Annotated in this window: 16 protein-coding genes and 1 pseudogene; 9 read left to right on the top strand and 8 right to left on the bottom strand. The window is 51.3% G+C overall.

The genetic code is table 11. The features are described from left to right. Positions 1-852: 852 nt before the first annotated feature. Together Q31b_RS26195 and Q31b_RS26190 are read left to right on the top strand one after the other, a co-directional pair. Complete coding sequence (locus tag Q31b_RS26195) at positions 853-3,306, top strand: glycoside hydrolase family 95 protein (RefSeq protein WP_146602625.1); 2,454 nt, start codon at positions 853-855, stop codon at positions 3,304-3,306. 124 nt (positions 3,307-3,430) lie between these two features. Then, positions 3,431-4,525, top strand: a complete 1,095-nt coding sequence (locus Q31b_RS26190) for a putative glycoside hydrolase (protein WP_146602624.1) — start codon at positions 3,431-3,433, stop codon at positions 4,523-4,525. 60 nt (positions 4,526-4,585) lie between these two features. Here the strand turns inward: Q31b_RS26190 and Q31b_RS29765 are convergent. Further along, positions 4,586-4,689: pseudogene (locus Q31b_RS29765) on the bottom strand (transposase); the annotation flags it as partial. 208 nt (positions 4,690-4,897) lie between these two features. Between Q31b_RS29765 and Q31b_RS26185 the strand changes: the two are divergent. The 5 genes from Q31b_RS26185 (at position 4,898) to Q31b_RS26165 (ending at position 13,549) form a co-directional block, all read left to right on the top strand. Next, positions 4,898-6,331 carry an alpha-L-fucosidase gene (locus tag Q31b_RS26185; protein WP_146602623.1) on the top strand — a complete coding sequence of 478 codons (1,434 nt, stop codon included), beginning with the start codon at positions 4,898-4,900 and terminating at the stop codon, positions 6,329-6,331. Between the two features lie 238 nt (positions 6,332-6,569). Next, positions 6,570-8,006: an alpha-L-fucosidase gene (locus Q31b_RS26180; RefSeq protein ID WP_146602622.1), complete on the top strand. Its 1,437-nt coding sequence runs from the start codon at positions 6,570-6,572 to the stop codon at positions 8,004-8,006. A 131-nt stretch (positions 8,007-8,137) separates the two neighbouring features. Next, a complete protein-coding gene (locus Q31b_RS26175; protein WP_146602621.1) occupies positions 8,138-9,964 on the top strand; it encodes a sulfatase in 1,827 nt (608 codons plus the stop codon). Between the two features lie 201 nt (positions 9,965-10,165). After that, the gene (locus tag Q31b_RS26170) at positions 10,166-11,698 is read left to right on the top strand and encodes an arylsulfatase (RefSeq protein ID WP_146602620.1); all 1,533 of its coding nucleotides are present in this window, start codon (positions 10,166-10,168) and stop codon (positions 11,696-11,698) included. Between the two features lie 21 nt (positions 11,699-11,719). Beyond that, positions 11,720-13,549: an alpha-L-fucosidase gene (locus Q31b_RS26165; RefSeq protein WP_197172402.1), complete on the top strand. Its 1,830-nt coding sequence runs from the start codon at positions 11,720-11,722 to the stop codon at positions 13,547-13,549. Positions 13,550-13,838: 289 nt separating this feature from the next. Here the strand turns inward: Q31b_RS26165 and Q31b_RS26160 are convergent, their stop codons facing one another. The 3 genes from Q31b_RS26160 to Q31b_RS26150 form a co-directional block, all read right to left on the bottom strand. Further along, a complete protein-coding gene (locus Q31b_RS26160) occupies positions 13,839-15,332 on the bottom strand; it encodes an alkaline phosphatase D family protein (protein WP_197172399.1) in 1,494 nt (497 codons plus the stop codon). Positions 15,333-15,496: 164 nt separating this feature from the next. Further along, the gene (locus tag Q31b_RS26155) at positions 15,497-15,799 is read right to left on the bottom strand and encodes a hypothetical protein (RefSeq protein WP_146602617.1); all 303 of its coding nucleotides are present in this window, start codon (positions 15,797-15,799) and stop codon (positions 15,497-15,499) included. Positions 15,800-15,937: 138 nt separating this feature from the next. Next, entirely contained in the window at positions 15,938-16,261 is a 324-nt protein-coding gene (locus Q31b_RS26150; RefSeq protein ID WP_146602616.1) for a hypothetical protein, read from the bottom strand. 483 nt (positions 16,262-16,744) lie between these two features. On the opposite strand from Q31b_RS26150, the gene Q31b_RS26145 reads away from it, so the two are divergent. Continuing rightward, positions 16,745-17,419, top strand: a complete 675-nt coding sequence (locus Q31b_RS26145) for a LuxR C-terminal-related transcriptional regulator (RefSeq protein ID WP_231617867.1) — start codon at positions 16,745-16,747, stop codon at positions 17,417-17,419. Positions 17,420-17,656: 237 nt separating this feature from the next. Here Q31b_RS26145 and Q31b_RS26140 read toward each other — a convergent pair whose 3' ends face one another. The 4 genes from Q31b_RS26140 to Q31b_RS26125 form a co-directional block, all read right to left on the bottom strand. Further along, the gene (locus Q31b_RS26140) at positions 17,657-18,445 is read right to left on the bottom strand and encodes a 3-keto-disaccharide hydrolase (RefSeq protein ID WP_146602615.1); all 789 of its coding nucleotides are present in this window, start codon (positions 18,443-18,445) and stop codon (positions 17,657-17,659) included. Positions 18,446-18,730: 285 nt separating this feature from the next. Further along, positions 18,731-20,515, bottom strand: coding sequence for an alpha-L-fucosidase (locus Q31b_RS26135; RefSeq protein ID WP_231617866.1), 1,785 nt, complete (start codon positions 20,513-20,515; stop codon positions 18,731-18,733). Positions 20,516-20,704: 189 nt separating this feature from the next. Then, positions 20,705-22,177 (bottom strand): hypothetical protein, encoded by a 1,473-nt coding sequence (locus Q31b_RS26130; protein WP_146602614.1) that lies wholly within the window; start codon positions 22,175-22,177, stop codon positions 20,705-20,707. Between the two features lie 314 nt (positions 22,178-22,491). Continuing rightward, positions 22,492-25,167, bottom strand: coding sequence for a glycoside hydrolase family 95 protein (locus Q31b_RS26125; protein ID WP_146602613.1), 2,676 nt, complete (start codon positions 25,165-25,167; stop codon positions 22,492-22,494). A 479-nt stretch (positions 25,168-25,646) separates the two neighbouring features. On the opposite strand from Q31b_RS26125, the gene Q31b_RS26120 reads away from it, so the two are divergent. Next, the gene (locus tag Q31b_RS26120; protein ID WP_231617865.1) at positions 25,647-26,945 is read left to right on the top strand and encodes a PQQ-like beta-propeller repeat protein; all 1,299 of its coding nucleotides are present in this window, start codon (positions 25,647-25,649) and stop codon (positions 26,943-26,945) included. Positions 26,946-26,959: the final 14 nt, after the last annotated feature.

Raw genomic sequence — 26,959 nt, 5'->3', positions numbered from 1 at the left:
TGAGGTTCGCCAGGGATTTTGTCCAACCGAGTTTTTGATCGAGCTGATAGAAGGCGATCAGTCCGCCATCGGAGGATAGATTCTCCTCGACTTGCTCAAATTCGATCGGTTTATTGTCCCAAAAGCCCAAGACAAATTGCTGCGCAGACTGTAAACTCATGAAGGGTCTTCCTTGTTTGTCGAAAGTGCTTTGTTGTTAAACACTTAGACGCAAGAAAGGCCCTTTTTGTTTGGTGTCTCGTGAATAATCCGGGTTAGCGGCCTGTCGATTTAATCGGTTTGACACGATTTATTGTTTAACGCTAAGCCATAGGCGACCGCTCATGGAAAAGCTGGCGCCTTCGGCTAAGCGTTAAACGATTAAATCGACAGGCCGTTAGCCACGGTTCACACGACAAATCACGCAGCCGTGGCTATCGCCAAAACGGCTAATGAATCATCCGGGCTAGAGCCAAAAACCTCTCCAAGGGCGACAAAGTGTCCAGTAGTCCATCCTGTATTTATGCGATAGCCCCCGTGATACCAGCTGCTATGCTGTTTATCATGAGCACAATGATGTATCAATCTTTACTCGCCGCAGCATTCTTTGTGGTCGGCACAGCCACACAATGGTGTGCCACGCGGACATGGCATGCTGCTCCGAATGGCAAAGATGCCTGGTAATTAATGCGATAGCGAGCCTCGGACCACGAACCTGAACTGCTTGAAAGATTGAAGAGGCTTTTTTTGAATTTGATACCGATGGGCTCGGCTTAGTGGAAACAGTAGGACCTTGTACGATACGCTGCGATGTAGTTGTTTTCATCGCTTAAGATTATTTTGAGAGAAAATTTTAGACTAGGAATACTGATAATGGTCAAGAACATGGTTCTATTGGGAACGCTCGGGATTGCGTTTCTTGCACAGGGTGCTGAGCCCGCGTATCGGCGTGGAATGACGATGACGAAACCCTCTGAGCGGTGGCAGGATGCGTTGCCGGCCGGTAACGGGCAGGTGGGTGCACTCGTCTATGGCTCCGTGGATGCGGAACGCATATTGTTCAATCACAACGAGCTTTGGGTCGGCGGGCGGAACGATGACCTTCCGGATATGTCAGGCGAGTTGGATGTGGTGCGGAAGCTGATGCTAGCGGGAAAATATTCCGAAGCCAACGGATATTATTCGTCAACCATAAGAAAACAGGGGTTCAAGGGATCCAACGCACGCTGCCATCCGGCCTTTGATATGCTCGTTACGACGGACACGGAGACGAAGGCCGAGGACTATGCTCGTACGGTTGATTTTGAGACCGGTGAGATCGAGGTGGCATGGAGCGCTGGCGATTCTCGCTTTTCCAGAAAGCTGTTTGTCTCGATTCCGGATGATGTTTCCGTGATGTCGATCACGGCTGATAAGTCGGGGAACGTAAACGGTCGTGTTACCTTGGATATTCACGACTTGAAAGACTCCTTGGACCGGAGAGGTAGACCTACGAAACCGGGATTTACGTATAAGACCATCGTGGATGGCGACTTTGTTGAATTTCGCGCGGATGGTTCCGACGGTGGGGAGTTTGGTGGTGTGTTGCGCGTACTCAACACAAACGGAAAGGTGGACGCAAGCGATGGGGGCATTCAATTTTCCGGAGCGGATGAGGTGGTTCTGATGATTGGATTCTTTGCGAATGAACCAAGCAATACCGCTGTACCGCGTTTGAAAAAACAGCTGGGTGCGTTATCCGGTTCCTATCAGGAACTGTTTAGCCGTCACGCGAAGATGCACCGTGCGAAATTCAATGCTATGGAGCTCACGCTGACCAGCAATCTGGATACCTCGAATGAACAATTGCTTCTGGATGTTCGTGAGAATCCAGCGTCCAGGGAATTGGTTCAGAAGCTGTTTGACTATGGGCGTTATCTTTTGGTTTCCGGTAGCCGCGGCGGCAGTATCCCGATGGGGCTGCAGGGCATTTGGAACGGGGATTACTATCCGGCGTGGAATGGGTTGTACGGTATCAATGAAAACCTACAGATGGCCTATTGGCAGGCGTTGCCCGGCAATATCGAAGATTCCATGATGGCGTTTTACGACTACTTTGATGCCCACCTGGATGAATTTCGGTACAACGCAAAACAGCTATGGGGGTGCCGAGGAATTTATATTCCGCCGTTTATGTCTCCCGACTCGGGCGTGTTGCATCATACGTCACCGCATGTGATTCATTGGACGGACGCCGCTGGGTGGCTGGCCTCCTTTTACTATGACTATTATCTCTTTACCGGCGATGAGGAATTCCTGAGAACCCGCGCGGTTCCCTTCATGAAAGAGGTTGCCCTGTTTTATGAGGATTACATCGTGAAAGGTGAGGACGGGAAAAACATGCTCTTCCCGTCGCAGTCTCCGGAAAACGTAGCCAGCAACATGATGAGGGATCGAGTCAAGGTACAGATGAACTCGACGATCGCGTTCGCGATTTCCAAGGAGGTCTTTACCAATCTCATCGAGGCCTGCGAGCTGCTCGATATCGAGCAGGATGGTGTGAAACGCTGGAAACAGATGCTTGCCGACATGCCGGAGTATCAGGTGAACGAAGACGGCGCGATCTGCGAGTGGATGCATCCCGATTTCAAAGATAATTACGAGCACCGCCATCAATCACATGTTTATCCGGTATTCCCTGGCACAGAGGTGACCGAAGAATCAAATCCTGAAATCTATGAAGCCTGCCGAGTGGCGATTGAGAAACGTTTGGTGATCGGACTGCAGTCTCAGACTGGTTGGTCGATGGCTCACATGGCGAATGTTTACGCCCGCCTCGGGGACGGGAAGCGTGCAATGGATGCACTGAATATTTTAGCGAGCAACTTTGTTGGCGAAAACCTGTTTACCTATCATGACGGCTTGCGAGACGTGGGTGTAAAAACAAGAGCCGTTGCCCCGTTCCAGATCGATTCCAATTGTGGTATTCCGGCGGCGGTGATTGAGATGCTGTGTGGGTCCACTGCCAACATGCTGCGCATCCTTCCGGCGCTGCCGACCGAGTGGTCGACGGGTGAGTTCGATGGCATGCTGACGCGCACCGGTGCCCGCGTATCGATGCGCTGGGATATGGAAACGAAGTCGATTGAACTAACATTGACCGCCATGCGCGATAACGAGTTCGACCTCAAGTTCCCGGGTGAAGTCTCTCAGCTGACCGCCAGTAGCCCCGAAGCGGTAAGCGATTCAACCTACGGCAACCGCTACCGTTCTGTGAATTTGAAAAAGGGCGATGAACTGAAATTGAGCGTTGAACTGGGAGACGTTTCCTTTGTCAACCATCCATAACCCGTCTCAAAGGCCACAATTCGCTGTATGGTTTTACTAGCTCATGCTCAAGGAAATGGGGGCTTTAGGCCTCCATTTCCAGCTTATTGTGATTCAACAATGAAGCCTAATTGAAGTAGTAGAAATGAGAACTTTAAGAACAACCGTTAACTTCATTGTGCTCTTATTGACCGTCAATGCAACGACGCCCATTCAGGCACAACCCGGCTATGCTGGCGAGTGGAAAAAAACTCGTCTTTACGGTCATACGTCTGCTTCTAGTGGATTTACTCAGAAACAATATGAGTTTATCAGGGATCACCACGAGATTTTCTGTTTTGAGAAAACACATTTGAACCGTAGGTATGGCAATCCCTCACATGAGAAATCCAGTATGGATGAGGCGGCTCATTTAAAGTCGCTCAACCCAAGGTGTAAACCTATCACAATCTATAGTATCCGGAGAGCTTATCCAGCATGGAATGAATCAACAAAAGAGGCACTCGCAGTCCACCCGGAGTGGGCAACTAAAATAGGTAACGGTAAATACGATTGGGATCTCAACAATTCTGCACGCAATGACTGGTATGTTGAAACGATGAATACCCTTGTGGACAGTAGTGAACTTGAGGGGGTTTTTATCGATGGCCTTGAGGGGGTTTACAGCAGGAATGGGGAGCAGGCAAAAAGCATTATGGAGCGGATGCATGGATTGTCACTGATGAATGGATTTAATCCCAAGGGAGAGACAAGTTTCAAGACTGGCCCGGACTTTCTTGAGCATTGTGCTGGTGTATTTGTAGATAGCTGGTTCAGAAGAGAACTGGATACGAAGGACGCAGCGCAAATGATGATCGACACTTGTATGACCGTACCAAACGATAAGGTTATGATTCTTTTTTCGGCTAATGACAACGACGGCATCTGGGGTACCGACCATACTTTTAGTCATGCGGCCTATCTAATTGTAGCTCATGAAAACACCTATTATCGTTGGGCTGGAAATGGATTATGGGGCGCAGATGTATTAATGGAGTACCATGAAGACTTTGATAAAGAAATGGGAAAACCCTTAGGCAAAGCTGTCAAGGATGGATATGTCTATACCCGGAAGTTTGAACATTGTTTCGTTACCTTGGACCTTGAAAAGGTTACATCATCCATAGCGTGGGGGCAAAATAATGATGACGTGTCACCCAAAGGCAAAGCATCTCAATCGTCTACCGATTTTCCCCAGTGAACCGTTCCACTTTTTAGTACCGCTTGTTGTGAGGAAAGCCGAAGGTTTCATCGATAAAGCAACATGCGTGCGACGTTTGATTTCTCTGGCCTGTCGTTCGAGCATGTTGGTGGTTCGCATTCTCCGACGGGTTCTTCGGGTAGCTGAAAGACGGTCAAGCCTTCAAGGATATTATATTCAGCCCCGTTGTGAACTTTGGCGCGGCGTGTTTGTAGCGTTCGACGAAGCCTCTGAGTTCTTCGTCAAGAAGTATGGTTGAAGCTTTTGCCGCGGAACGCCGCCTGAACCATGAAGTAGAAACCAAAAACGACTGAAAACCAGTCAACCGCGAACGATTTAAGTCAAATATTACACTCAACAAAAAAGGTCACCATGAAAACCGCCACGCCTCAAACCGAACAAACACAATCAAATCAATCTCGAAAAGTAGTTTTCGGAGGTCGTCTGATGTCAGTTTTGTTTTCCTTGCTTGTTATGCCGGCACTAGGTTACGGCCAGAGTGCCACATCCACTACCGAGAACCGTGATGCTTATGCCCATAAAAGCTATGGCATTTTCGTTCATTATGGTTCGATGACGCCCTATCCTGATGGCTCTCGTTTAAAAAACGTCGATGAGGCGGCGGATAATTTTGATGTGCAAGGGTTTGTGGACGACATCGCTAAAATGAGTCCAGAATATCTTATTTTCACTGCATGGCATCTTTGGCAGGAACCATTGTACCCCAGTGCTAAGATGACCCAATGGAGAGGTGAAGATCATAGCTCTCGACGAGATGTATTGCAGGAACTATTAGATGCCTGTGATGCGAAAGGTATCGATGTCTATTTTTATATTCAACCTTCGGAAGCTCATAACTATACGGCTGCAGATCAAGCTGCGGTTGGCTATGTTGATAGAAGCACGAAAACAGAAACCTACAACAATTTCCTCAATGAGATGATCGCCGAAATCACAGATCGCTATAAGACACAATTTAAGGGATTCTGGTTTGATAAAGGCTTGTCCTATCGTTGTACAAATACAAAACGTATAGGGGAAACGATTCGAGCCATCATGCCGGATGCCGTTCTGATCGCTAATACGTTCGCTAACGAGAGCGCAGATTATGGCGCGCTTGAGACAAAGAATCCTAAAGTTACTTTCGGAAGAGATGGCTACACTGTTTCGATGACAGATGAGGAAAGTTGGCCTGGCTACGAGAGATCGATTTCTTTTGTTTCAGACCGAAGTTGGGTTGCGGAACCAAGAGGAAAGATTCGTTACACAAGTGAGCAGATGTATAAATTCACCGTTCTGCAAGCTGGAGTTAACGAAGAAGGTGGTGGCGTGGCGTGGGCAATTGGCCCCTACCCAACGAAAACGATATCTTGGAATTCCGGGGTACTATCCGGTATGACAGATTTAGGAGCCATGATTGATGCAGTGGGTGAGTCGATTAAAGGCACCGTCCCAAGTGATTCATGGCCAACAGCGGAAGGAACAACGATCCGTGATTTGGATTGGGGCATTGCAACCCGATCAGCTGATGGTAACGATGAATATCTTCACGTATTGAAATCGCCTTCTGGAACCACTCTAACCATTGATGCACCAGCTGACGGTAGAGAATACAGCTCTGCAGTTAACTTACGGACAGGCAACGCTTGCGGTTTTTCTCAGACATCAAGCCAGGTAAAGATAACCCTCGACGCCAGTGATTCATGGGACTCGGTGGACACCGTCATTAAGCTGATCGTAGAGAATCAACCACCCGCGTCGACGGCGGATTCTGCCTCTGAGAACCTATCTGAAAAATCGAAATGAGCCGATGGCGTTCGTTGGGTAGCTAAAAGACGGTCAAGCCTTCAAGGATATTTTATTCAGCCCCGTTGTGATCTTGGCGCGGCGTGTTTGTACCGTTCGACGAAGCCTCTGAGTTCCTCATCGAGAAGTGCGGTTGAAACTTTTGCCGCGGAACGCCGCCGGAACCATGAAATAGAAATCAAAAACCAAGCAACCGCGAACGATTAAAGTCTAAGAATACTCCAACCGAAGAGTCACCATGAAAACCGCCACACCTCAAACCGGACAAACACAATCAGATCAATCTCGAAAAGTAGTTTTCGGAGGTCGTCTGATGTCTGTTTGGTTTTCCTTGCTTGTTATGCCGGCACTAGGTTACGGCCAGGATGCCACATCCACGACCGACAACCGTGATGCTTATGCCCATAAAAGCTATGGCATCTTTGTACATTATGGTTCGATGACACCATATCCTGATGGCTCTAAACAAAAGAATGTCGATGGGGCGGCGGATAATTTTGACGTGCAAGGATTTGTGGACGACATCGCTAAAATGAGTCCAGAGTATCTTATTTTCACTGCATGGCATCTGAGGATGCATCCATTATACCCCAGTGCTAAGATGACTCAGTGGAGAGGGCAAGGTCATAGCTCTCAGCGAGACGTATTGCAGGAATTATTAGACGCCTGTGACGCGAAAGGTATTGATGTCTATTTTTATATTCAACCTTCGGAGGCTCATAACTTTTCTCCTGCAGAACAAGCAGCGGTTGGTTATATTGACAGGAAAACGAAAACAACCATCTACAACAACTTCATCAATGAGATGATCGCCGAAATTACAGATCGCTATAAGACACAATTTAAAGGCTTCTGGTTTGATAAAGGTTTGATCTATGGTTGTACCGATACGAAACGTATAGGGGAAACGGTTAGAGCCATCATGCCGGATGCCGTTCTAATAGCTAATGGCTTTGCTAACGAGAGTTCCGATTTCGGTGCGGTTGAGGTCAAGTCAGTTGCCGCCAATTTCAAAGGTCTAGGTGGTTATTCAGGTGCGGACAAATCCGATGAGGAAACTTGGCCTGGCTACGAGAGGTCGGTTTCTTTTGTTTCCGACAGAAGTTGGTCTGCTGAACCAGGAACGATTCGTTACACAAGTGAGCAGATGTATAAGTACACCGTTCTGCAAGCTGGAGTTAACGAAGAAGGTGGTGGAGTGGCTTGGGCAATTGGTCCCTACCCAACGAAAACTATTTCTTGGAATAAAGGTATACTATCCGGCATGACAGGTTTAGGAACCATGATTGATGACGTGGGCGAGTCGATTAAAAGTACAGTCCCAAGTGATTCATGGCCAACAGCTGATAAAACAAATATCAGCGATTTGGATTGGGGCATTGCAACCCGATCAGCTGATGGTAACGATGAATATCTTCACGTATTGAAATCGCCTTCTGGAACCACTCTAACCATTGATGCACCAGCTGACGGTAGAGAATACAGCTCTGCAGTTAACTTACGGACAGGCAACGCTTGCGGTTTTTCTCAGACATCAAGCCAGGTAAAGATAACCCTCGACGCCAGTGATTCATGGGACTCGGTGGACACCGTCATTAAGCTGATCGTAGAGAATCAACCACCCGCGTCGACGGCGGATTCTGCCTCTGAGAACCTATCTGAAAAATCGAAATGAGCCGATGTTCATTTCAGTTGACGGAGAATGAGGCGGGTCATGGCGAGGTGAATCGAACCAGTGGCGTAAGCAGCATTCTTCGAGTACCATCCCCACCGATTCTTCTAAAGAACCTTTCCTAAAGAAAAAACATGAGAAACCTAATACAGTGTCTATGCGTGGTGCTGTTGTCCACTTCGTCGCTCTATGCTCAGCCCAAACCCAACGTGGTGTTGATTCTGGCGGACGACCTAGGCTGGCAAGACTTGAAGTGCTATGACGTCGACGCCCCATCGGCCTATGACACACCGAATCTGGATGCCTTTGCAAAAAAAGGTGTAATGTTCTGGCAGGCCTATTCGCCTGCACCGACCTGTTCGCCGTCTCGCTGTGCCATATTGAGTGGGAACCATCCGGCCCGGGCCCAGAAGACGCACGTGGTGGGCGGGCGTCCGCCGGCCCCGCGTAATAGTCGCTCGCGGATGATTGATCCTTGGTACAGCGGTCGGATGCCGGAGGACACGTTCACGCTCGCACGAGCGATGAAAGCCAACGGCTATACATCAGGGCATGCGGGCAAATGGCACATTGCAATCAATCATTCTGCTTTCCCACAGCCAGCGGATGTGGGATTCGATTACACTCGTTCGACTCGAGGTGCACACAGCTCGCGAGGCATGGACAACCGTCTCAGCGGTTTTGCCACGACGGCGAAGGATGATCCCTATCGCCTGGACGCGAACGGTTTTCCTTACCACCAAAATAATGAGGATGCCTTAACGTTTCTACGCGAAAATAAGGATAAACCCTTTTTCCTCTACTACTGCACCTGGTTGGTCCACTCACCGATTGTTACACGCAATGAGGCCTTGCTGAAGAAGTATGCCGAGCGAATGGGTGTAGAACCACAGCCACAGAACGACAAGAGCATGATAGGGCAGAAGAATCCCTTCTACGGGGCGATGGTTGAGTCTCTCGATTATTATGTCGGGCAGGTTTTCCAATATTTGGAAACCACCGAGGATCCGCGGTGGCCGGGTCATATGCTGAGCGAAAATACCTACATCATCTTTGCCTCCGATAACGGAGGCGTGAAAGGCTACACGGACAATACACCCTTGGATCGAGGGAAATCCTCTGCGAAAGAGGGTGGTACCCGCGTGCCAATGATGATCGTCGGCCCTGGCATTTCGGCAGGCGTGCAATCCGATGTACGGGTGAACGGCCTTGATTTCTATCCGACCATTCTTTCGTTGACAGGTTCGCAACGGCCGGAGGGCAAGAATCTTGATGGCTGCGACCTGGCACCACTCCTGTTGGGTGACCCCAAAGACCCGACGATGGTTAAAGATACCAATGGTTCGGTGCGTGACACAACGATGTGGCATTTCCCGCATGGCAATAGTTTGGAAAGCACATTGATTGTCGGCGATTATAAGTTAATCCGAAACTATGACCACGTGAACAACGATGGGACACCTGAACTCGAAGTTTTCCAGCTCTATCGAACCGAAAATGGAAAACGAGTGCGGGTGGATATTGAAGAGGCCAATAACCTAGCCGCGAAGATGCCGGAAAAGGCGGCCGCAATGAATGCTCGGCTAACCGAAATACTGACCGAGATGGACGCGAGCTATCCGTACTATAACCCCTCGAATAAGACGATGCCCGGACAGTCTTCGGTATGCACCGTCAATTCTCATAAAGCTACCGGGAATTCGGTCGAATTCGTCTTTACTGAAAACGGTGCCAAAGTGGTGCGGGCGGATCTGCTCTATACGCTCAACGGCGGCAAAACGCATGAGGAATGGTTTCGGACGACGGCCACGTTGAAGGACAGTACGACGGCATCCGTCGAACTGCCGGCCGGGACGACGCACTATTATCTGAACTTGGTTGACGAAAACAATTTCTTGGTCAGCTATCCAGAGGTTGGACAAAACGGGGCCTATTCGAATCAGGCGATCCCTGCGAACTAGTGCCCTTTGGAGGGGGGAGAAGCACTTTAGTTGACAACATTAGCCGTTTGGACGTTGGCTCCGTTTTTTCAACAGAACCGTGGCTAACAGCCCAAACGGCTAACTTCAAAAACAAATCTGGTTGAAGCACAAGAGATGATAGGTACACACTCCTAACGAAGCCCCTCCACGGTACCGTTGCCGATACATGAAAAGAATGAGATGAAAACATTACTACGATTGTGCGTTTGTGTGATCGTGTCTGTTTCGGTTACAGCAGTGTCCGGGGCACAACCAGAAAAACCGAACATCCTACTGATCATGGTGGATGATATGGGATGGTCGGATATCGGATGCTACGGAGGGGAAATCGAAACGCCCAACATTGACTCCTTGGCGAAAGGCGGTGTGCGATTCCGTCGCTTCTTCAATAATGCCAAGTGTGGAGCGACTCGGGTCAGCCTGTTGATGGGACGTTCCAACGTCGGAGCATCGCAACGTACCTACAACAATCCGACGTTGGGGCATGTGTTGAAGCAGGTCGAATATCACACTTATGCCTCTGGGAAAAATCACTCCACGATCAATCTCGTTGATCGTGGCTTCGACCGCTATTACGGGCTGCGGGATGGAATGTCGAACCATTTCAACCCCGGATTACAGCGAGAAGGCGAACCCGTTCCCGGCAGCAAGGAAGGTAAGATACGCTACTGGTGCGATGAAGAACTGACCTTCGAAACCACAGACCCGAAGTATCAGCATTATTTCCCCCAAGGCTTTTATTCGACCGATGCCTTTACTAGCAAGGGGCTCGAGTATTTAGACCAATGGAAAAGGGAAGAAACCGGGACCCCCTTCTTTCTGTATCTAGCCTACACCGCCCCGCACTATCCACTGCAGGCTTGGCCAAAAGATATTGCCAAATACAAAGGGACCTACGATGTTGGTTACCAGGCTATTCGTCAGGCTCGGTATCAAAAGCAGGTGGACATGGGACTGGTTGACCCGGAACAATGCCCGCTCTCACCGGCAACGCACGCGGACTGGTCAGCAATGAATGCCAAAGAGCGATCGGATCAGGCAGCCCTGATGGAGATCCATGCCGCGATGATTGACCGTGTCGATCAGAGAATCGGAGATGTCCTGGATAAACTCAAATCGATGGGCGTCTTTGACAAAACACTGATTCTGTTCTGCTCGGATAATGGCGCTGAAAAAGTAGGCACGCGGAAGGTTCCCGAAAACGCAGGCGAGGTCGGTACGTACTTGTCGATAGGCAGTAGCTGGAGCAACGTTGCCAACACGCCGCACCGCATGAGCAAATTGAGCGCCTACAATGGCGGTTCACGAACTCCCATGATTCTTCATTGGCCCAATAGAATTAAGAATCCGGGTCGTTTCACGGATAAATTCGCACACGTTTCCAACGTCATGCCAACCTTTTTGGAAATTTCAGACGCGGAATATCCAGAAACATTCAATGGAGTCTCTGGGCGGGAAATCCTCGGAGCCAGCTTTGCCGACGTGATCGATGACCAGCCGATCGAACACCAAGACACAATCTATATGAACCGAGGCGGACAGTCGTTCATCATCGATGACGGTTGGAAACTGGTGACCGAGGACGGGAAAAATTGGAGTCTGTATAATCTTAATAAAGAGGAGACAGAAATCACCGACCTATCCCAGGCTGAACCCGAGCGATTCAACACTCTGCTCGCAAAGTACCAAGCATGGAAAGACTCCATCAAATAATCCTACAAGCGAATGAAACCAATGATTGAAAAAAGTTTGAGAGAAAGAACAAGATACCTATTCCTTTTGTGCGGAGCATGTGCCCTGCCCTTGTTTCATGCTACCGCAGCCGTTCCAAATGCAGTCCCCACACAGCGAGTCAACAGCTGTGTGGTCATGGACGCCTCCGAAGGAAAGGTGGAGGGATCGCATTATCGCTGGGACTTTGACTTGACGATCCCCGGTCGCTATGTGGTTCAACTGATCGGCCCGGTTTCCAACGCTGACGGCGATGCGAAAGTCCGCGTGACGGTGGACGGCAATTCGTTTAGCGATTCGCTGAAGAAAGTTTACATGATCGAAGATGGAATCGTATGGCAAACGACCAAGGCAATTGATCTAAAATCTGGCACACATCACCTTTTGGTTCAGTCGGAACTGGGGCCCACGACGGTTCGCCTCGCTTCCGAGGCCTATGAAAAGAGCCGTATCCACACCAGCTCGAACAAGTACTACGAGCCCTGGCTTAAAATGCATCTCTCGGCGGAAAAGCAAGCAGCCCTTGCCCGTCACAAACAGAATCGCTTTGGCATGTTCATTCACTGGGGTGCCTATTCCGTTGCGGGCGGCAGCTGGAAGGGAACCAGGATCGAACAGTCAAGAATCGCAGGCCCGCGCGTGGCAGAATGGCTGATGTTCACGTTTAACATTTCCCGCGCCGAGTATCGAGAATTCGCCAAACGGTTCAATCCCGATAAGTCTTTCGCCGAAAACGTCGCTAAGCTTGCCAAGGATACGGGAATGAAGTACGTCGTGATCACTGCCAAGCATCACGACGGATTCGCGCTGTTTGATTCAACTTGTTCTGATTTTGATGTCGTTGATGCTTGCCCCTATGACGGAGATCTGATCAAAGAGCTATACGATGCCTGTCGCGCGGAAGGACTGGACTTTGGCGTGTATTACTCGCATGGTCGTGACTGGGCCGATGGCGCGGACGCCAACTACACCAACGTCAAAAAAAACCGCGACGCCTTGGGGGTTCCCACCCGGCCAAACGGCAAAAACCTATGGGACCCCAGCCCCAACCCCTATAAAGACTACCTACAAAACAAAGCCTATCCGCAGGTCGAAGAACTGATCAAGCTGATGCCGGAATTGAGCTTGATTTGGTTCGACGGCGAGGACTTGATCACCGAAGATCAGGCCTTCCGTTTCTACAAAATGATCTACGATCTCAATCCTAACATCATCGTTAACCGTCGCATTGGCTACGATTTTGGCGACTACGTCGACGCTGGCGACAACAAGACACCGGACGGAAGCGACTTGGCTGCAAAACACTTCGAAACCTGTGGTACCGGGAATCACTCCTGGGGTTACAAAGCCCATGACAACAATTGGAGAAGTTCCAATCAATTGCTTCGCAATTTCGTTGACATCGTCTCCAAGGGCGGCAACTACCTGCTCAATATTGGACCGGACGGCGAGGGACGCGTGCAGGAACCGTGCGTGAAGAATTTCCAGGAGATGGGGGACTGGGTGAAAACCAACTCAGAGGCTATCTTTGGGACGACGCGTTGGACTATCTTTAGCGAAGGAGTCAGCAAGGTACAGAGTGACTCATCCCTTTCCACCGAGTTCTGGTTCAGCGCCAAGGACGACACGGTTTACGCGATGTCATTGGCCCCGGCCGAAGGTCGCGTGCAGATCCACGCCTTGAACGAATCCGCAGGCCAGGTGAGCCAAGTACGATTGCTCGATGGAAATCAGAATCTACCGTGGACGCAGAACGCCGAGGCGCTGGAAATCGATTTCGGCAGTGTTGCCACCGGTCCAAACGGATACGCGGTTGCCGTGACGATAAAGTAGCGAGAGATTGGTTGCTATCGGGAAATGTTTCGCCAACGAATCTGTAATCGTCCACCAGCACCCGTCGGTGCGGTGGGGTTGACCATTTCTTGAGGTGGCGACGGGCTCGATGCTTTTGTTTGCGGTTTACTCATCCGGGCCGTCTCGGTGACGACGACCCTAAAGTCGAACGCCACCACTGGAAGACGCGAAGCGTCGTAGCCCGAATGAAGTCAGCAAGCAGTTGCTTGATGCAATTGACCGAGACTTCGATGCAAAGGCTTGATCGGAGTGCTCGTTGAAGACGATTTTATTTCTCCAGTGATATGGTTTCCAATTCCTTCCCGTTCTCATCGATCAAACGGAAAACAGCCTGGGGATGGCCATTCACCTTGCGGAAGGTAAATTCACCGAAGCCCCATGAGCGGCCTGGGTAGCCAAAGAGCTGATCGTCTTTGTTCTCTCCGTATGCTTCCGGTCCTGGAACCCCGCCAAGAGTCCCGACTTCAAGCTCATAGATTTTCTTATTTCCAGGCCGTGGCATGGAAAAGCCTCGCGCACCGTGGCGATCCCCCGAGAGAAGGACGACAAGCGAATCACTTTTCTCATCAATCCACTGAAAGATCTCTTCGCGTCCTTCAGTGTCCCAGGTTCCCCAGCTGTCCTTTCCGTTGGAGATATAATCGCTCCACATCGTGCCGCCGCTGATGATAATAAACGGGGAAGTGGATTGGCTGATTTGATCTTTCAGCCAACTCATCTGCACGTTGCCTAGGAATGAATTCTTTTTTCCTCGCTGGTCATGGTCCCGGCAAGATCGTGTATCGAGTGCAATGTAGTGCACCGGGCCAAAATGGGTTTGGAAATAGATCCCCTGACGTTCGGTGTCCCGTTCCGGATTATTCCATTGCGTTTTCCAAGTCTTTCGCAATCCATCGACATCGATCGGCCTTTTGCTATTGGTGCGAGCGCCCGACGTATCATTCCCCCAATAATCATGGTCGTCCCAGGTAGCAGAAACGGGGACATGCGCCGTCAGTTTCTGAATGGGCGATGAAAGGTTACGAAGCATATAATCCGTATTGATCAACCCGAAGTCATCTTTGCGGCCATCGACGGCGGAATCGCCGATCAGCAACATCGCGCGGCTACCTCGCTCCTGAATCAAGTGCATCAAATCGGGACGATACATCCCTACTTTATGAAAGTCGCCACCGAACGAGATTCGCCAAGGCTTTTCCGTCAGCTCGGCTGGAGGCGTGACAAAACGTCCCTCTCCTAAGTTCCTGTCTTTTGCGTCGACAACTTGATAGGTATAAGCGGTATCCGGTCGAAGACCTTCGCAACCAACGCACAAAATCCGCTCCGTAGCAGCGGACGCGTAAGTCTTCGAAACACCCGATCCTTCCTGAATGACCGTCACCCGAACTGCAATCGGTTCGGGTAAGTGCATCCAAACCGAAACGCTTGTCGACGTAACATTGCCCAGCATTGGACCACCAAGTTTCCAGCGGTTGAAGCTTCGACAAACTTCAGCCAAATCATGCTCAGGATTCTTACCGGTCAATGCTTCTCGGCAGGCAATATAAAAATCCTGCACTTCTTGAGGTTGCTTCCTGTATTGGTTCATGATCCGCAGATCGATCTCCAACGTTCCCTTGTGCGCATCCCCCAGTGACACCAGGTCCGGTACCGAGGGGGTCTCCTGTCCAACCGACAAAGAAGGAGCGCCAAGTGCCCCACCTACCGCTGCGCTGGTGTACTTGAGAAACTGCCTTCGTTGCAACTCTGTGCTATCTGACATTATCATAACCTTAATTAAAAAATGTAATAAACAACTTCTTCTCATCGCAAATTGGTGTGAGTCGTCCGGCAGAACCTACCCGGCGACACCGCGGGAAACCTCAATCATTTTCAGTGGCAATGCTGAGTTGTTCCCTCGGCTAAATACCAAGTTCACTCTCTTCATCAATCGTTCGATCGGTGCCCCCAAACAATCCTCGGATAGTGGCAGATGATACCAGTCCACTGGCGTTCGTTTCCCAGCGTCTTCCATTCCTCCCACAAGATTGACATTTCACCTACCTTCTCTGGATACTTTCCTACCAAATCATTCAATTCGGTCGGGTCATCGACAACGTTGTAGAGTTCCCACGGTATGTCTCTGCTGGATTTCGGCTTCACCCCTTTCCAATCCTCTTCGCGAACCGCTTTCGATCCGATCCGATCCGATCCGATCCGATCCGATCCGATCCCAGCACAGCAAAGCACGCTCGGCTTGCGTCTCTCCTTTTAGCACGGGCAAGAATGAAATACCGCTCGCTTTCATGACAACAATATAACACCGATACCATCTCGCTACCAACTTAAAACGGGCCTCTACTTAGCACCTTTTTCCAATGTCGCCTGCTAGGTTGAGTTGATCACCGGTATCAACGAGATCGCCCTTTCAAACTTCGGGTAAATCTCTTTCTGCTCCACCGTCAGCTTCTCTAACCGGATTGGACATTGCTCTTCCCAGTCATGACCGATGTCGTAAAACAGCCCATTCTTGTAAAGCTTGTATTTGTGATCGTGCACCCAGACGAGTTCTTCCTCGCCCAATTCATCAGGAATCCAGCTCCATGATTTCGGCCAATCATATTGAAAAATCCAATCCCGTGGTTCGCCTGGTTCGCCCTTGCATCGCGACCAAAAAGTCTTCCCATCGAGCTTGACCTCCGGCAACTCCACGCCGCCAATTTCAGCTAGCCCGGATTATTCACCGGAGTAAAAACATTCGTCCTAACTTGTTTAGTAACCATCAGCTCGGACAAACCTGCTGAAAACACACTGTACGACAGCCTTTCCAGGCTGTCGCTGATTTCGACGGCCTAGAAAGGCCATCGTACTTTTTCGATGAATTAACCGGGCTGTTCAAGACCAGAATATTCATTGTGACAAAGTAGATGCGAGGAAGCGCGCAGCAGATTCGAGGTCGCCTATTCCTCTCCTGATTTGAAATCAACGGCAGGCTCTAGCATCAAAGTTTGGTATGATGTATTCGTATTGTGCGCAGCTCTTTTTTTCAAAGCGCAATGACATCATGACCGGCCCCCTGATCTCTGTAGTCACACAAGAAAAGTCTCTTCAAGGGGTCGATCGTGAGTTTGGGAAGTGGGGCAGCATTTATCCTTCAATAGGTCACTGGGAATTTCGATGATAGAGAATGATCAAATGTCTGACCAACCGATTCGCGTGATGCTCATCGAGGATCATCCAGCCTATCGTGAAGTCGTTGAAATCGCGATCAGCCGTGAACCCGACTTTGAAATGATTGGCACCTATGGTGCTGTGGAAGTCGCCCAGCGGAGCCTGCTCAATCGCGATGAGCGAAACATGCCTGATGTGATACTACTGGACTTGAATCTGCCCGGTATTAGCGGCTTAGAGGGAATTCCTGTATTGGCATCGACTTTCCCCGACGCGAAGATCCTTGTACTGACCCAATCGGAACAGGAGGCAGATGTGATTCAAGCAATCACCCAAGGAGCTTCCAGCTATTTGGTTAAGTCCGCCACCGCTGCTCAAATCAAATCAAGCATCCGCGGCGTGGTGAAGGGGGAAGCGACGCTGGATTCCCGTGTAGCAAGGTATGTATTGAATACGCTTTGCGAGGTTCTTCCTAAAGAAACCATCGAAAATGAGTTGACGCCTCGCGAACTGGAAGTGCTCTCGCTTATCGCTGACGGTATGACGAAGAAAGAGATCGCCAAGGCACTTCAGTTAAGCACCAGTACCGTCAGCACACACGTCGTTCATGTTTTCGAAAAGCTACACGTCTCCAACGCTCCCGCCGCGATCGCCAAGGCATTTCGCAGCGGACTGTTACCCTCCAGTACGAAGAAATAAGCGAGACAGCATTCTGCTCGTTCTTAGCGCATTCGGAAGGATCACGCCGCGTTCGTTCGATGGGTAGCGAACAATCTTCCGTGCTGAAGACTGGCCGCTCGCAGGCTGTTGATTTAATCGGTTCGACTCGACTGATTGTTTAACGCCAAGCCATAGGCGACCGCTGATGGAAAAGCTGGCGCCTTCGGCTAAGCGTTAAACGATTAAATCGACAGCCTGCTAGCCCGGAGATGGGATCTATTCTTTGGGGCCTTGTTTCTTCGGCTGTGAAAGTGGAAGCACGCGTATGTTTCGGAAGGCTACCTTCATCACCGATCGGTCATGAATTTGAAAACCGATCAACCCATCGCGAGAGCCTTTGGGATCGTTATCTCGGTAGTCCATTATCTTGGTGCCGTTGATCCAGTATTCCAGTCGATTTTCACGTGCACGGATCGTTACACGATTCCAGTCTTCGGGCTTGAATGCCTCGACGATGACCGTCTGGTCTGCGAAAATCCGAAGCGATGGGCGTGCGTACCAATCACCGACCGATCCCCACATGTTTTTTTTGTTGGGCGCGGCGTTTCCGGCATCAAATTCGTATCCGGAAGGTGCCTCGAAGGTCTTGTAGCCTTTAAAAGTAAAAGGATTTGCGCGGAAGTAGATACCAGTGTTGCGGCGATTGTCGCCGGTCAACTTCAATTCACAGGTAAACTCGAAGTCACCAAACGACTGCTTCGTGTACAGCCACTCCGGTAGATCAAGTTTCTCGGTCCCGGTGGAGCCGACAATAATACTTTTCTCTTCCAGGTGCCAACGGTCCGACGGCACCTTCCACGCGTCCAATGTGCCACTTTCCAGGAGATCGATCACACCAGGACCATTGACGGACGGTTCCGTTGCTTCATTGGTATCTGCAGAAGAGACCAAAAGGCTCATGGAAATCTGCCGAGTCATCAACCAGCCGAAAGGTAGGCCGGGTTCCCCGGCAAAGGCCGTCGGCAACAACGACAGTACGAATACCAGAACGATGGCATATTTCATTTTTCTACTCCTGGATCAGTCCCATTGTCATTCACCCAATCCACCCAATGGTGAATTGCAACTTATTTTGTAGCGACCGGATGCCACTCTTCGTTGTATCGTATCGCTGTTCCACCTTCGAATTTTAGATTCCATTCTTCCCTTATTACTACCAAAACCGATTCTGTCAAAGGTTTGAACCGAAACGAGGGAAACAAACAACGATTGATTGACTCGAATCACACTCAGGCTGCTCATAGCGCTTGCGAAGCAACACGAAGCAACACGAAGCAACACTGTCGTGGGCTAATCGAAGGCAGCAGACACTGGCTTGAAGTGAATCGATTTCAAGCTCGCCGATCGCGTATTGCCTTCGACACAGGATGCACTCACACGGTAGCGTCCGGCGTGAGGAAAGCGAAGCCAACCGATCGGAAAACTTTGGTAGTTGTGAGACGCATTCTGCTGGTTTTGAATCGATTGCCCATCCTCGATGGAGACACTCCACACCAATCGATCCTGGCCTGCGTAAGTCAGTTCAACCAGGTAGTCACCCGGGGCGATGACATCCACTTCCCAAGTCGCCTTGCTGTTTTCCGATGCCCAGTCGGTAACTTGTACGACGTGCTTCCATTCGCCGAACTTTTCCATCCAGCGTTTTTCTTTTTGCACCGCTCCGACCACCGTGGCAAACTCCGCTTCGATTTCGGTCGAGAGTTGCGGATCGATTCCCCACGTCGCATCGGCTTTCGGACTACCTGCCAGTTCGATTTCGATAACCGAAACAAGTTCTTCGGGTGCCGCAACCGGCACCGACAGTCTTGTCCAACTGCCAAGACGCTCCGCTTGAATCTCCTCTGCTTGATCGCCGGACAGCAATTTTGCAGTAACGATCTCCGTTTCCAAGCCCGGCAGATACAGGAAGCCTGATTCCGGCCAGTGCATCACCGACAAAAACAGCGTATTGTCTTTAACGGTCACGTCACCCCATGGCAGCGCATGTTGCCATGGGGATGCGTCGGTGCCGTAGACAACTTGAGGATATCGACGAATCCACTCACCGGACGTTCGCAGCGAGTTTGCCGCACGCTCAGGGATGGAGCCATCACCGCTCGGGCCGACGTTTAACATGTAAGTACCACCGCGTGCGACACAGGCGATCAAACGCCCCAAGATCGCTTTCGGGGTTTTCCAATTTTGATCATACCAAGCATAGCCCCATGAGTCGTTCGTGGTATCGACCGATTCCCATAGGCCCTCGACATTGCGCAAGGGGACTTGCATATCGCCAAGGGTTTGATAGTCACCAAGGCTATGTCCGGCTCGACCCGACACGAACGCATTCGGCTGATTTTTGCGTACGACGTCCACTAATTGTTGCACATATTCTTTCGGCATGTTTCCTGGCGTGTCAAACCAAACCAGCACGATGGGACCATACTCGCTGGTGATCTCTTTTACTTGTGGCAAACATTTCTTCTGAAAGTAATCATCAAAGGTTGCGAGATTCCCCTCCGCATCGGTTTTCGGCCCATTGCCGCCACCCGGAAAGGTCCAATCTTGGTTGTGTGAATAATAAAATCCAAAGCCCAATCCAACCTGCCGGCACGCCTCAGCGAGTTCTTTCATCGGATCGATTTGGATCGGTGATACTTCGCCAATATTGAACGAATTGACTTTGGAGTGGTACATCGCAAAACCATCATGGTGTTTGGCCGTGACGATGATGTATTTCATCCCAGCATCTTTGGCCAACTGAGCGACCTCCATTGCATCGAAGTTAACCGGGTTGAAGGTCTTCGCCAATTCTCGATAGCGGGGAATTGGAATGCCCGCCATTCGATTGTTCATAATCCATTCACCGATCCCGTAGTAGGTCTTTCCATCGACCTGATTGGCAATTTGGGAATAGACCCCCCAATGAATGAACATTGCGTAGTTTCCATCCGCGAAAAGCTGGCCACGCTCGGCATCCTCAGCCCTCAGCTTGACCACCGACTCGCCCCACAGTTGGTCCATCTCATCGGCACGAGTTTGTAGCGTGATCAGCGTGCAAATCAGCAACAGGATTGAACTGCTAATTTTCTTCATTTTCTCCGTATCCCGGTCTAAATGCCTAAATATTGTTCGTTATCCCAGGCATTCTAATTTGAGAGAAGCCTCGACCCCATCGTGTATTTACATGACTCCGAAATCGCAAAGACGATCATGCCGGAGTAGGTTTCGTCTTGATCGACGTGACCTAACGCCCGCCGTTCCCCAATGGTGATGGAGAGAACGCTACTCCAACCCTTTGCGTTCGGCTACCACGATCGCCAAGTACTCCGCCAATTCCTTAGGTTTGTCGAGTCGACGCAAATTTTCAGCCATGATCACATTGCCGACAACTCGTAGGAATCGCTCGTATTTGACGCGCAGATTCGTAGCGTTGATCGATGAGCTTTCACGCGACTGAAGATCCGCATAGCGAGTGTATTCGGGGTGTTGTTCGACGGCGTTGACAAATAAGTCTTGCTGCGTGGTAACCAATTCGATCGACTTTGGATTCATCAAATTTGCAAGCTCGGGCCAACGGGTGATCAAGTCTCTGGCAATCCGCTCGCGTAGGGAGCCCGATTCATTTGTTGGCCGCCCACGTCCACGGCGCCGCTGTGGACGGGTTGCCTGCATCGCATCGACCGAGCGATCATCACCGCGGAGTCCCAACTGTTCCGACAATCCTTCTAAAACTTGCCGCTGCACCGGCGAGGCATATTCAAGCACGACGCTGTACGGCTCATCGTCTTTCAACAGATGCTTATCATCCTCATCGTCCGTAGCGTATCGACTGACGATCGAGAGGTATTCTCCCGACGTCTTCACGGGCAAGTCAATCGTGTCAGCATTCAAAATCGTATAGGCGTGCGCCTCTTCGAATGAAACCCTATCGTCGCCGTCGTAGTCGGGACGCTCGATCGGATTTCCTGCTCGATCGACACCCGACAACGCCGCCCAAAAGTACGTGCTGTATTCGGCATAGTTGGTTTCATCAGCGTCGGGTGTACATCCTGCGGCTGGGCGATCGTGAACGGTGGCGTAAAAGCCAACTCGCCGCTGTGGCGACAATCCCTGCTTCGGATCACCACCGCGAAACATCAGATGTGAGAAGCCACCGGTGTAGCACTGGACCATTACCAACACGACATGGATCTCATCGGGCAGTCCGTCCAATAGCGTGGCAAACTCATCCATCTCGATCGACGAGTTGTCCCACATCGCGATCGAGGTGTTGTAAGGGCGATCACGCTGGCGACTTCTCTGACCGTGGGCCGTCACATAGACCAACAGTCGGTCACCGGCTTGAATTTGACCTTTGATCTCCTGGAACCAGTTGCGAATCGAGTCGGGCTTCGAGGGACCACGAACATCGCTAATCTGGTGATTTCGGTAGCTCAATCCGAGGTCTTCCTGAGAGCCGAAGAATTCTGCCATCAATCGATTCGGTTTTGGAATCGAATCCGCATCAATCACTTGTAGATCGTGCAGTGGGTCGTCCCCATCGGAAAAAAACGTATCGCTACGAAAGGGTTTCAGCCCATGTGCTTCGATCGAACGTCGAAAGAGTAGCACGTTTTTCTCCAGCGACGCCTGGTTGCCGGAGGGCGAGTATCCGCCGCCAATGACCAACACAAAGTCACGTGCAAACAAACGCGACGCATCAAGCGTAACGATCGCCAAACTCAGAAGTAAAATTCGAAAAACAAGTTGTGCCATCGTTATGGTCCTGGGGATGCTGGCTCGTAGGGGGGAATTGCGTATTCGGTGCCCGAGAAAATGCCTGTGACCTCCGGCGACTCGCTTAAACCAGGATGATTCATAGGATGGGGCACCGTTTTTCCGTCTCACTCTGCAAATTAGCCGTTTGGGTTAACCTCGAAAACGGCTTTTCAGACCGCAAAAAATCATCACATCCTGACGAGGCGCCGCAGCGAGATGCACCTCGTTCTGCCTGATGAGGCCGCTGAAAACGGTCGGGAGGCCCGCAGGCCACCCTTTTTCCCGTTCGCCACCTGCTAGGGCAACACCTGCTAGGGCAACAGCCAAATCACCGTGGCTCCCTCGTCGCTTTCGCGTTCATCGGACCGCACTGCGGTGACCTTGAGCGTCATCTGGTCGATCTGTTTCAGATCAGGGGCTTGGTAGACGAAGTCGGTATCCGTGATATCGGAGGCGACTAGCTCATAGTCTGGTGCGTTTCCTACCGCGCGGTACAGGTTGTACGACGCAGCGTCCGGACTGCCGGTCCAGGAGAGTTCGATCGGATCGCTCCCACCACCTTTGTTGAACTTCAGGTTGGAGGGCGCCGCCACAGGAATGCCGACTGGGATGTCGGTAACCACATAGGTTTTGCCTTGGCTCGACTCGATGCGGACCTGGTCACTCCCTTTAGCAACGAAGTCTACTTTCTGACCGTCCGAGGTCTTTATCACGGCTTGGGCAATGTTGGGGTACCTTAAGTCCAACGCACCGCCCGACTTGGACAACACCTCCAACCGGCTGGCGTGCCCACCAGCCCACTGCGCCGAGACCTCGAAGTTTCCTCGCGCCAGCAGTCCGCGATAGCTGCCCTCTGACCATGCCGCGGGTATCGCGGTCAACGGGGCGACAACGTGGTCCTGACTCTGTAGCAACATCTCCACGACCCCGGCTGTGGCGCCGTAGTTCGCGTCCGCCTGGAACAGCTGTCCGCCCCGGTGGTCATTGAAGAGGTTATGCATGTAGTTTCCGCCCAACAACGCTTTGTAGTAGGAGTACGCTTCCGCGCCGTCGTGAACCCTGGCCCACATGGCGATCCGCTCCGCTCGCGCCCATCCGATTTTCGTTTTGTTGGTGCGTTTGGTCAGACTTACCTTCGCAGCATCGAGCCAAGCCGGCGTCGTATCGTTGATCAATTGGCCTGGGTACAGTCCCAGCAGCATCGAGGCATGCCGGTGGGCGGGGTCACCAATATCGTCGTAGTACTGCTCCTGGCGAAACTCTTTGATCTGTCCCGACTTACCGATCTGAATCGGGTCCAGAAGAGGAAGCTGGGTTTTGAAGGTAGCCAATCGACGATCAGACCGACCGAGGATCTCGGCGGCCGTCAAAGTGTTGTGATGATTTTCGTAGAACATCTGCTGGTCGAACGTGGTACCCACCGTGTCCCGAAGCTTCTGCTCAGGGGACGAGGAAGGGTCGGCCAACAGGACGCCATCGACGTCTTTTACGAACCGGGACACAAAGTTAGCCTGGCCGTACATCACCGGATACGCCTTATCCGCCAGCACAGACTCGTCCCGCGTATAGTCGTAATAGTCCCAGAACATCTGAGCGATCCAAGCGCCTGTGCCGAAGCCGGCAACGCGTGTCTTCCCAGGAACATTGTACGGATTGGACCAGAACGGTCCGGACCAGCCGTTGTCTCCGCTGGCGTCGAGCTGCGCGGGATTGTACTGTTTGATGTACTGCGTTGCGTACAATCGCTGCCGTGGCACGAAGGTGTTGAAGTAGCCGACATAGGACTCGAACAGCTCAGGCATGTTGGCAGAGAAGGCGGGGGCCAATGCCATCTGCACGTTCGTGTCGTGCAGGTATTGAGCGGCCCACGGTGGCCTCTTATAGACGTTCCAGATTCCCTGCAGGTGAGGCGGAAGCGTGCCTTCCCGTGAGGAGCAGATCAACAGGTAACGCCCGAACTGGAAGGCCAACTCCTCAAGGTATCGGCTTGAGCCACCGGCGGGGTAGGCATCGACAAGCTTATTGGTGGGTATCGCCGGTTCGGCGGCACCGAGGTCGAAACTCACCCGGTCATATAGCTCGGTGTAGTCGGCATGATGGTTCGCCAGCAACTCCTCATAGGACTTTGCGGCCGCAGCGGCTAGGTAGCCGCTTACCTTGGCGTGGGGGCCGGGAAAACCAGCAAGTTTATCGGCCGCCTTTGTGGTCAGGAACACTTGGGAGTCGAATGGGTAGTTCGTTCCAACCGCGATCAGAATCACTGCGCTGTCAGCATCCGCAACGGTGATGGTACCCTGCGAGTTGCTATTGTCTGCCGTCATCGTGCCTCCGGTCGGGATGACTTTGAACTGGCCCTCAAACTTGACGTTGTAATGGTTCATGACACCCGCAAGAGTGATCGTGTCCTCCGTCGCCACGACGGATCCAGACTTGCCCTTATCCATAAAGGGGATGGTGGGGCGAAGCGTGAACGACAGGGTCCCCGGCTTTGACGCGTTAAGACGGATCGCCATCACCTTGTCGGGATAACTGGTGAAGTACTCCCGCGAATACTCCACGCCGGCCTGCGTGTATTTCACACGCGAAACGCCTTCGTTGAGGCTTAATTCTCGCTCGTAATCGCTGGTGTTGTCGTGACCGAAATCCAGGTAGACCTCAGCAAAGTTGTTCAAGCCTCCGCGGCGCAGTCCACTCCCTTCCTCCGAGTCGTACAGACTGTTCTCCGTGATCTGGATTCGCTCAGTGCCCGTGCCACCGAACACGTTGATCCCCATGTAGCCATTGCCCATCGGGATCGAACGGTTGACCCAGCCAGCGTCGCTGTCTGGTGCTGGCTCGCTGTACCACATCCGCAAAGCCTTACCCGCACCGTCTGCGATTAAACCAGAGCTCGGCTCCACAGCCGAAGCCTTCGATGCAGGATGCAACCCCAACCCAGCCCAGATGGTCGCGGCTAAGGCAGTTATCATCAAATTACGTACAAACATGATTATTCTAAACTCACTCGGTTCCAATTTTGATGCGTGCTCCAAAGGAGTCACGCTCTTGTAATACTAGCTGAATACCTAAAGCAAATGTCTGCCAGCGCCCGCTAAACGGCAGGACGATGCAGCACGATAGAGAAGCAACATTACTCCGTACCCATCACATTGTGGAGGAGGATGCCCCTTAAATCAAGGATCACTCTACCATCCTTATCAGATATTTCCACCCTTCGCCCCCGGATGCGTTTCCAGCCGCGTGTCGATTCAACAACGGCAACGCGTGCATCCCGATCGTTTGAAGCCGCCCACGCCAGCATTTAGCCCCACAGGTCTAAATACTTGTACACGCAGCGAGTCTACTTAAATCCACTCGTTTCGACGCCACGCACGTTTTCGGCGTATCAAATTCGATACAATGTAGACCGAGCTTCCATCAACTCTCTTGCTTTAAATCCACTGCTTTAAATCCACAAAGGAAAATTATGCGACGAATCCTTTTGATGCCATCCACTCTATCGGTGTTACTCCTTTCGCTCACGACTGGCAACGTGAGTGCTCAGGAACGCGAACAAGCCAATGCGGATTGGCACAGCTGGCGAGGCAGCCAATCGAGCGGATCGTTGGAAGGTGGAGATTTTCCAACGGAACTCAACCCCGAGCAAAACTTGGCGTGGAAATTTGAACTACCTGGCAAAGGTTGTTCGACACCAATCGTCGTTGGTGATTCGATCTACATTACGGCTCCAGCCGACGGGCAGGACGCACTTGTTTGCCTCGATCGAAATGGACAACAACAGTGGCTGACGAAGTTTTCAGAGCAGGAACAAGGTAAACATCGCAATGGATCCGGCAGCAATGCATCGCCGGTCAGCGATGGTGATGCAGTATTCTCGTACTTCAAAAGCGGAACATTGGTCGCCGTCGAAAAGGATGGAAGCATCCGTTGGCAGGATAATTTGGTTGAGCGTTTTGGCAAAGTAGAGCTCTACTGGGATCACGGTACGTCTCCCATCTTGACCGACAAGTATGTGGTGATGGTGAGGATGCACGCTGGCGATTCTTGGGTTGCTGCATTCGATAAATTAAGTGGCGATCTCGTTTGGAAGGTGGACCGGAATTATGAAACGCCCCGCGAAGGTGATCAGGGTTACGCGACACCGGTCCTGATCGAATTCCAAGGAAAACCAGCGGTGTTGGTGTACGGCGCCGAACATCTAACCATTCACGATGTTGCAGACGGCAAGATGCTGTGGCAATGCGGCGGGTTTAATCCGGACAAGACCGATCTATGGCCAACCATTGCGATGCCGGTTGTGGTTGATGATGTTGCGGTGGTCGCCGCCGGGCGAAACGATCGAAGAGAGCCGCTTCTATACGGCGTGAAATTAGACGGTAGCGGTGATGTTTCCGAAACAAACGTCATTTGGAATCGAGATGACATCGGAACCTTTGTCCCTTCTCCGGCGGTCTGGGAAGGACACGTCTATTTGGTTCGAGATCGGGGCGAAGTCGAGTGTTTTAACCCGGCCGATGGCACATCGGTTTGGCGTGAGACCCTGCCCAAACACCGCTCCAACTACTATGCTTCCCCACTCATCGCCGGCGGGCTACTGTATTGCGCGCGAGAAGATGGTACGGTTTTCGTTATCGATATACGCGATCGAAAATTCAATGTGCTTGCCGAAGCCGAGCTGGAAGAGTCCGTCATCGGTTCAGCGGTGCCGTTAGGCAAACAAGTGTTGGTAAGAGGCGAAAATCACCTGTTTTGCTTTGGTGAGTAGCCACCAAGCGTCAA

Source organism: Novipirellula aureliae, from assembly GCF_007860185.1.
Classification (GTDB): domain Bacteria; phylum Planctomycetota; class Planctomycetia; order Pirellulales; family Pirellulaceae; genus Novipirellula_A; species Novipirellula_A aureliae.
This window is presented reverse-complemented; position numbering and strand designations above follow the sequence as displayed.

Coding starts and splice junctions, on each gene's coding strand:
- Q31b_RS26195 (WP_146602625.1), top strand. CDS start 853: ATGGTCAAGAACATGGTTCTATTGGGAACGCTCGGGATTGCGTTTCTT.
- Q31b_RS26190 (WP_146602624.1), top strand. CDS start 3,431: ATGAGAACTTTAAGAACAACCGTTAACTTCATTGTGCTCTTATTGACC.
- Q31b_RS26185 (WP_146602623.1), top strand. CDS start 4,898: ATGAAAACCGCCACGCCTCAAACCGAACAAACACAATCAAATCAATCT.
- Q31b_RS26180 (WP_146602622.1), top strand. CDS start 6,570: ATGAAAACCGCCACACCTCAAACCGGACAAACACAATCAGATCAATCT.
- Q31b_RS26175 (WP_146602621.1), top strand. CDS start 8,138: ATGAGAAACCTAATACAGTGTCTATGCGTGGTGCTGTTGTCCACTTCG.
- Q31b_RS26170 (WP_146602620.1), top strand. CDS start 10,166: ATGAAAACATTACTACGATTGTGCGTTTGTGTGATCGTGTCTGTTTCG.
- Q31b_RS26165 (WP_197172402.1), top strand. CDS start 11,720: ATGATTGAAAAAAGTTTGAGAGAAAGAACAAGATACCTATTCCTTTTG.
- Q31b_RS26160 (WP_197172399.1), bottom strand. CDS start 15,332: ATGTCAGATAGCACAGAGTTGCAACGAAGGCAGTTTCTCAAGTACACC.
- Q31b_RS26145 (WP_231617867.1), top strand. CDS start 16,745: ATGTCTGACCAACCGATTCGCGTGATGCTCATCGAGGATCATCCAGCC.
- Q31b_RS26140 (WP_146602615.1), bottom strand. CDS start 18,445: ATGAAATATGCCATCGTTCTGGTATTCGTACTGTCGTTGTTGCCGACG.
- Q31b_RS26135 (WP_231617866.1), bottom strand. CDS start 20,515: ATGAAGAAAATTAGCAGTTCAATCCTGTTGCTGATTTGCACGCTGATC.
- Q31b_RS26130 (WP_146602614.1), bottom strand. CDS start 22,177: ATGGCACAACTTGTTTTTCGAATTTTACTTCTGAGTTTGGCGATCGTT.
- Q31b_RS26125 (WP_146602613.1), bottom strand. CDS start 25,167: ATGTTTGTACGTAATTTGATGATAACTGCCTTAGCCGCGACCATCTGG.
- Q31b_RS26120 (WP_231617865.1), top strand. CDS start 25,647: ATGCGACGAATCCTTTTGATGCCATCCACTCTATCGGTGTTACTCCTT.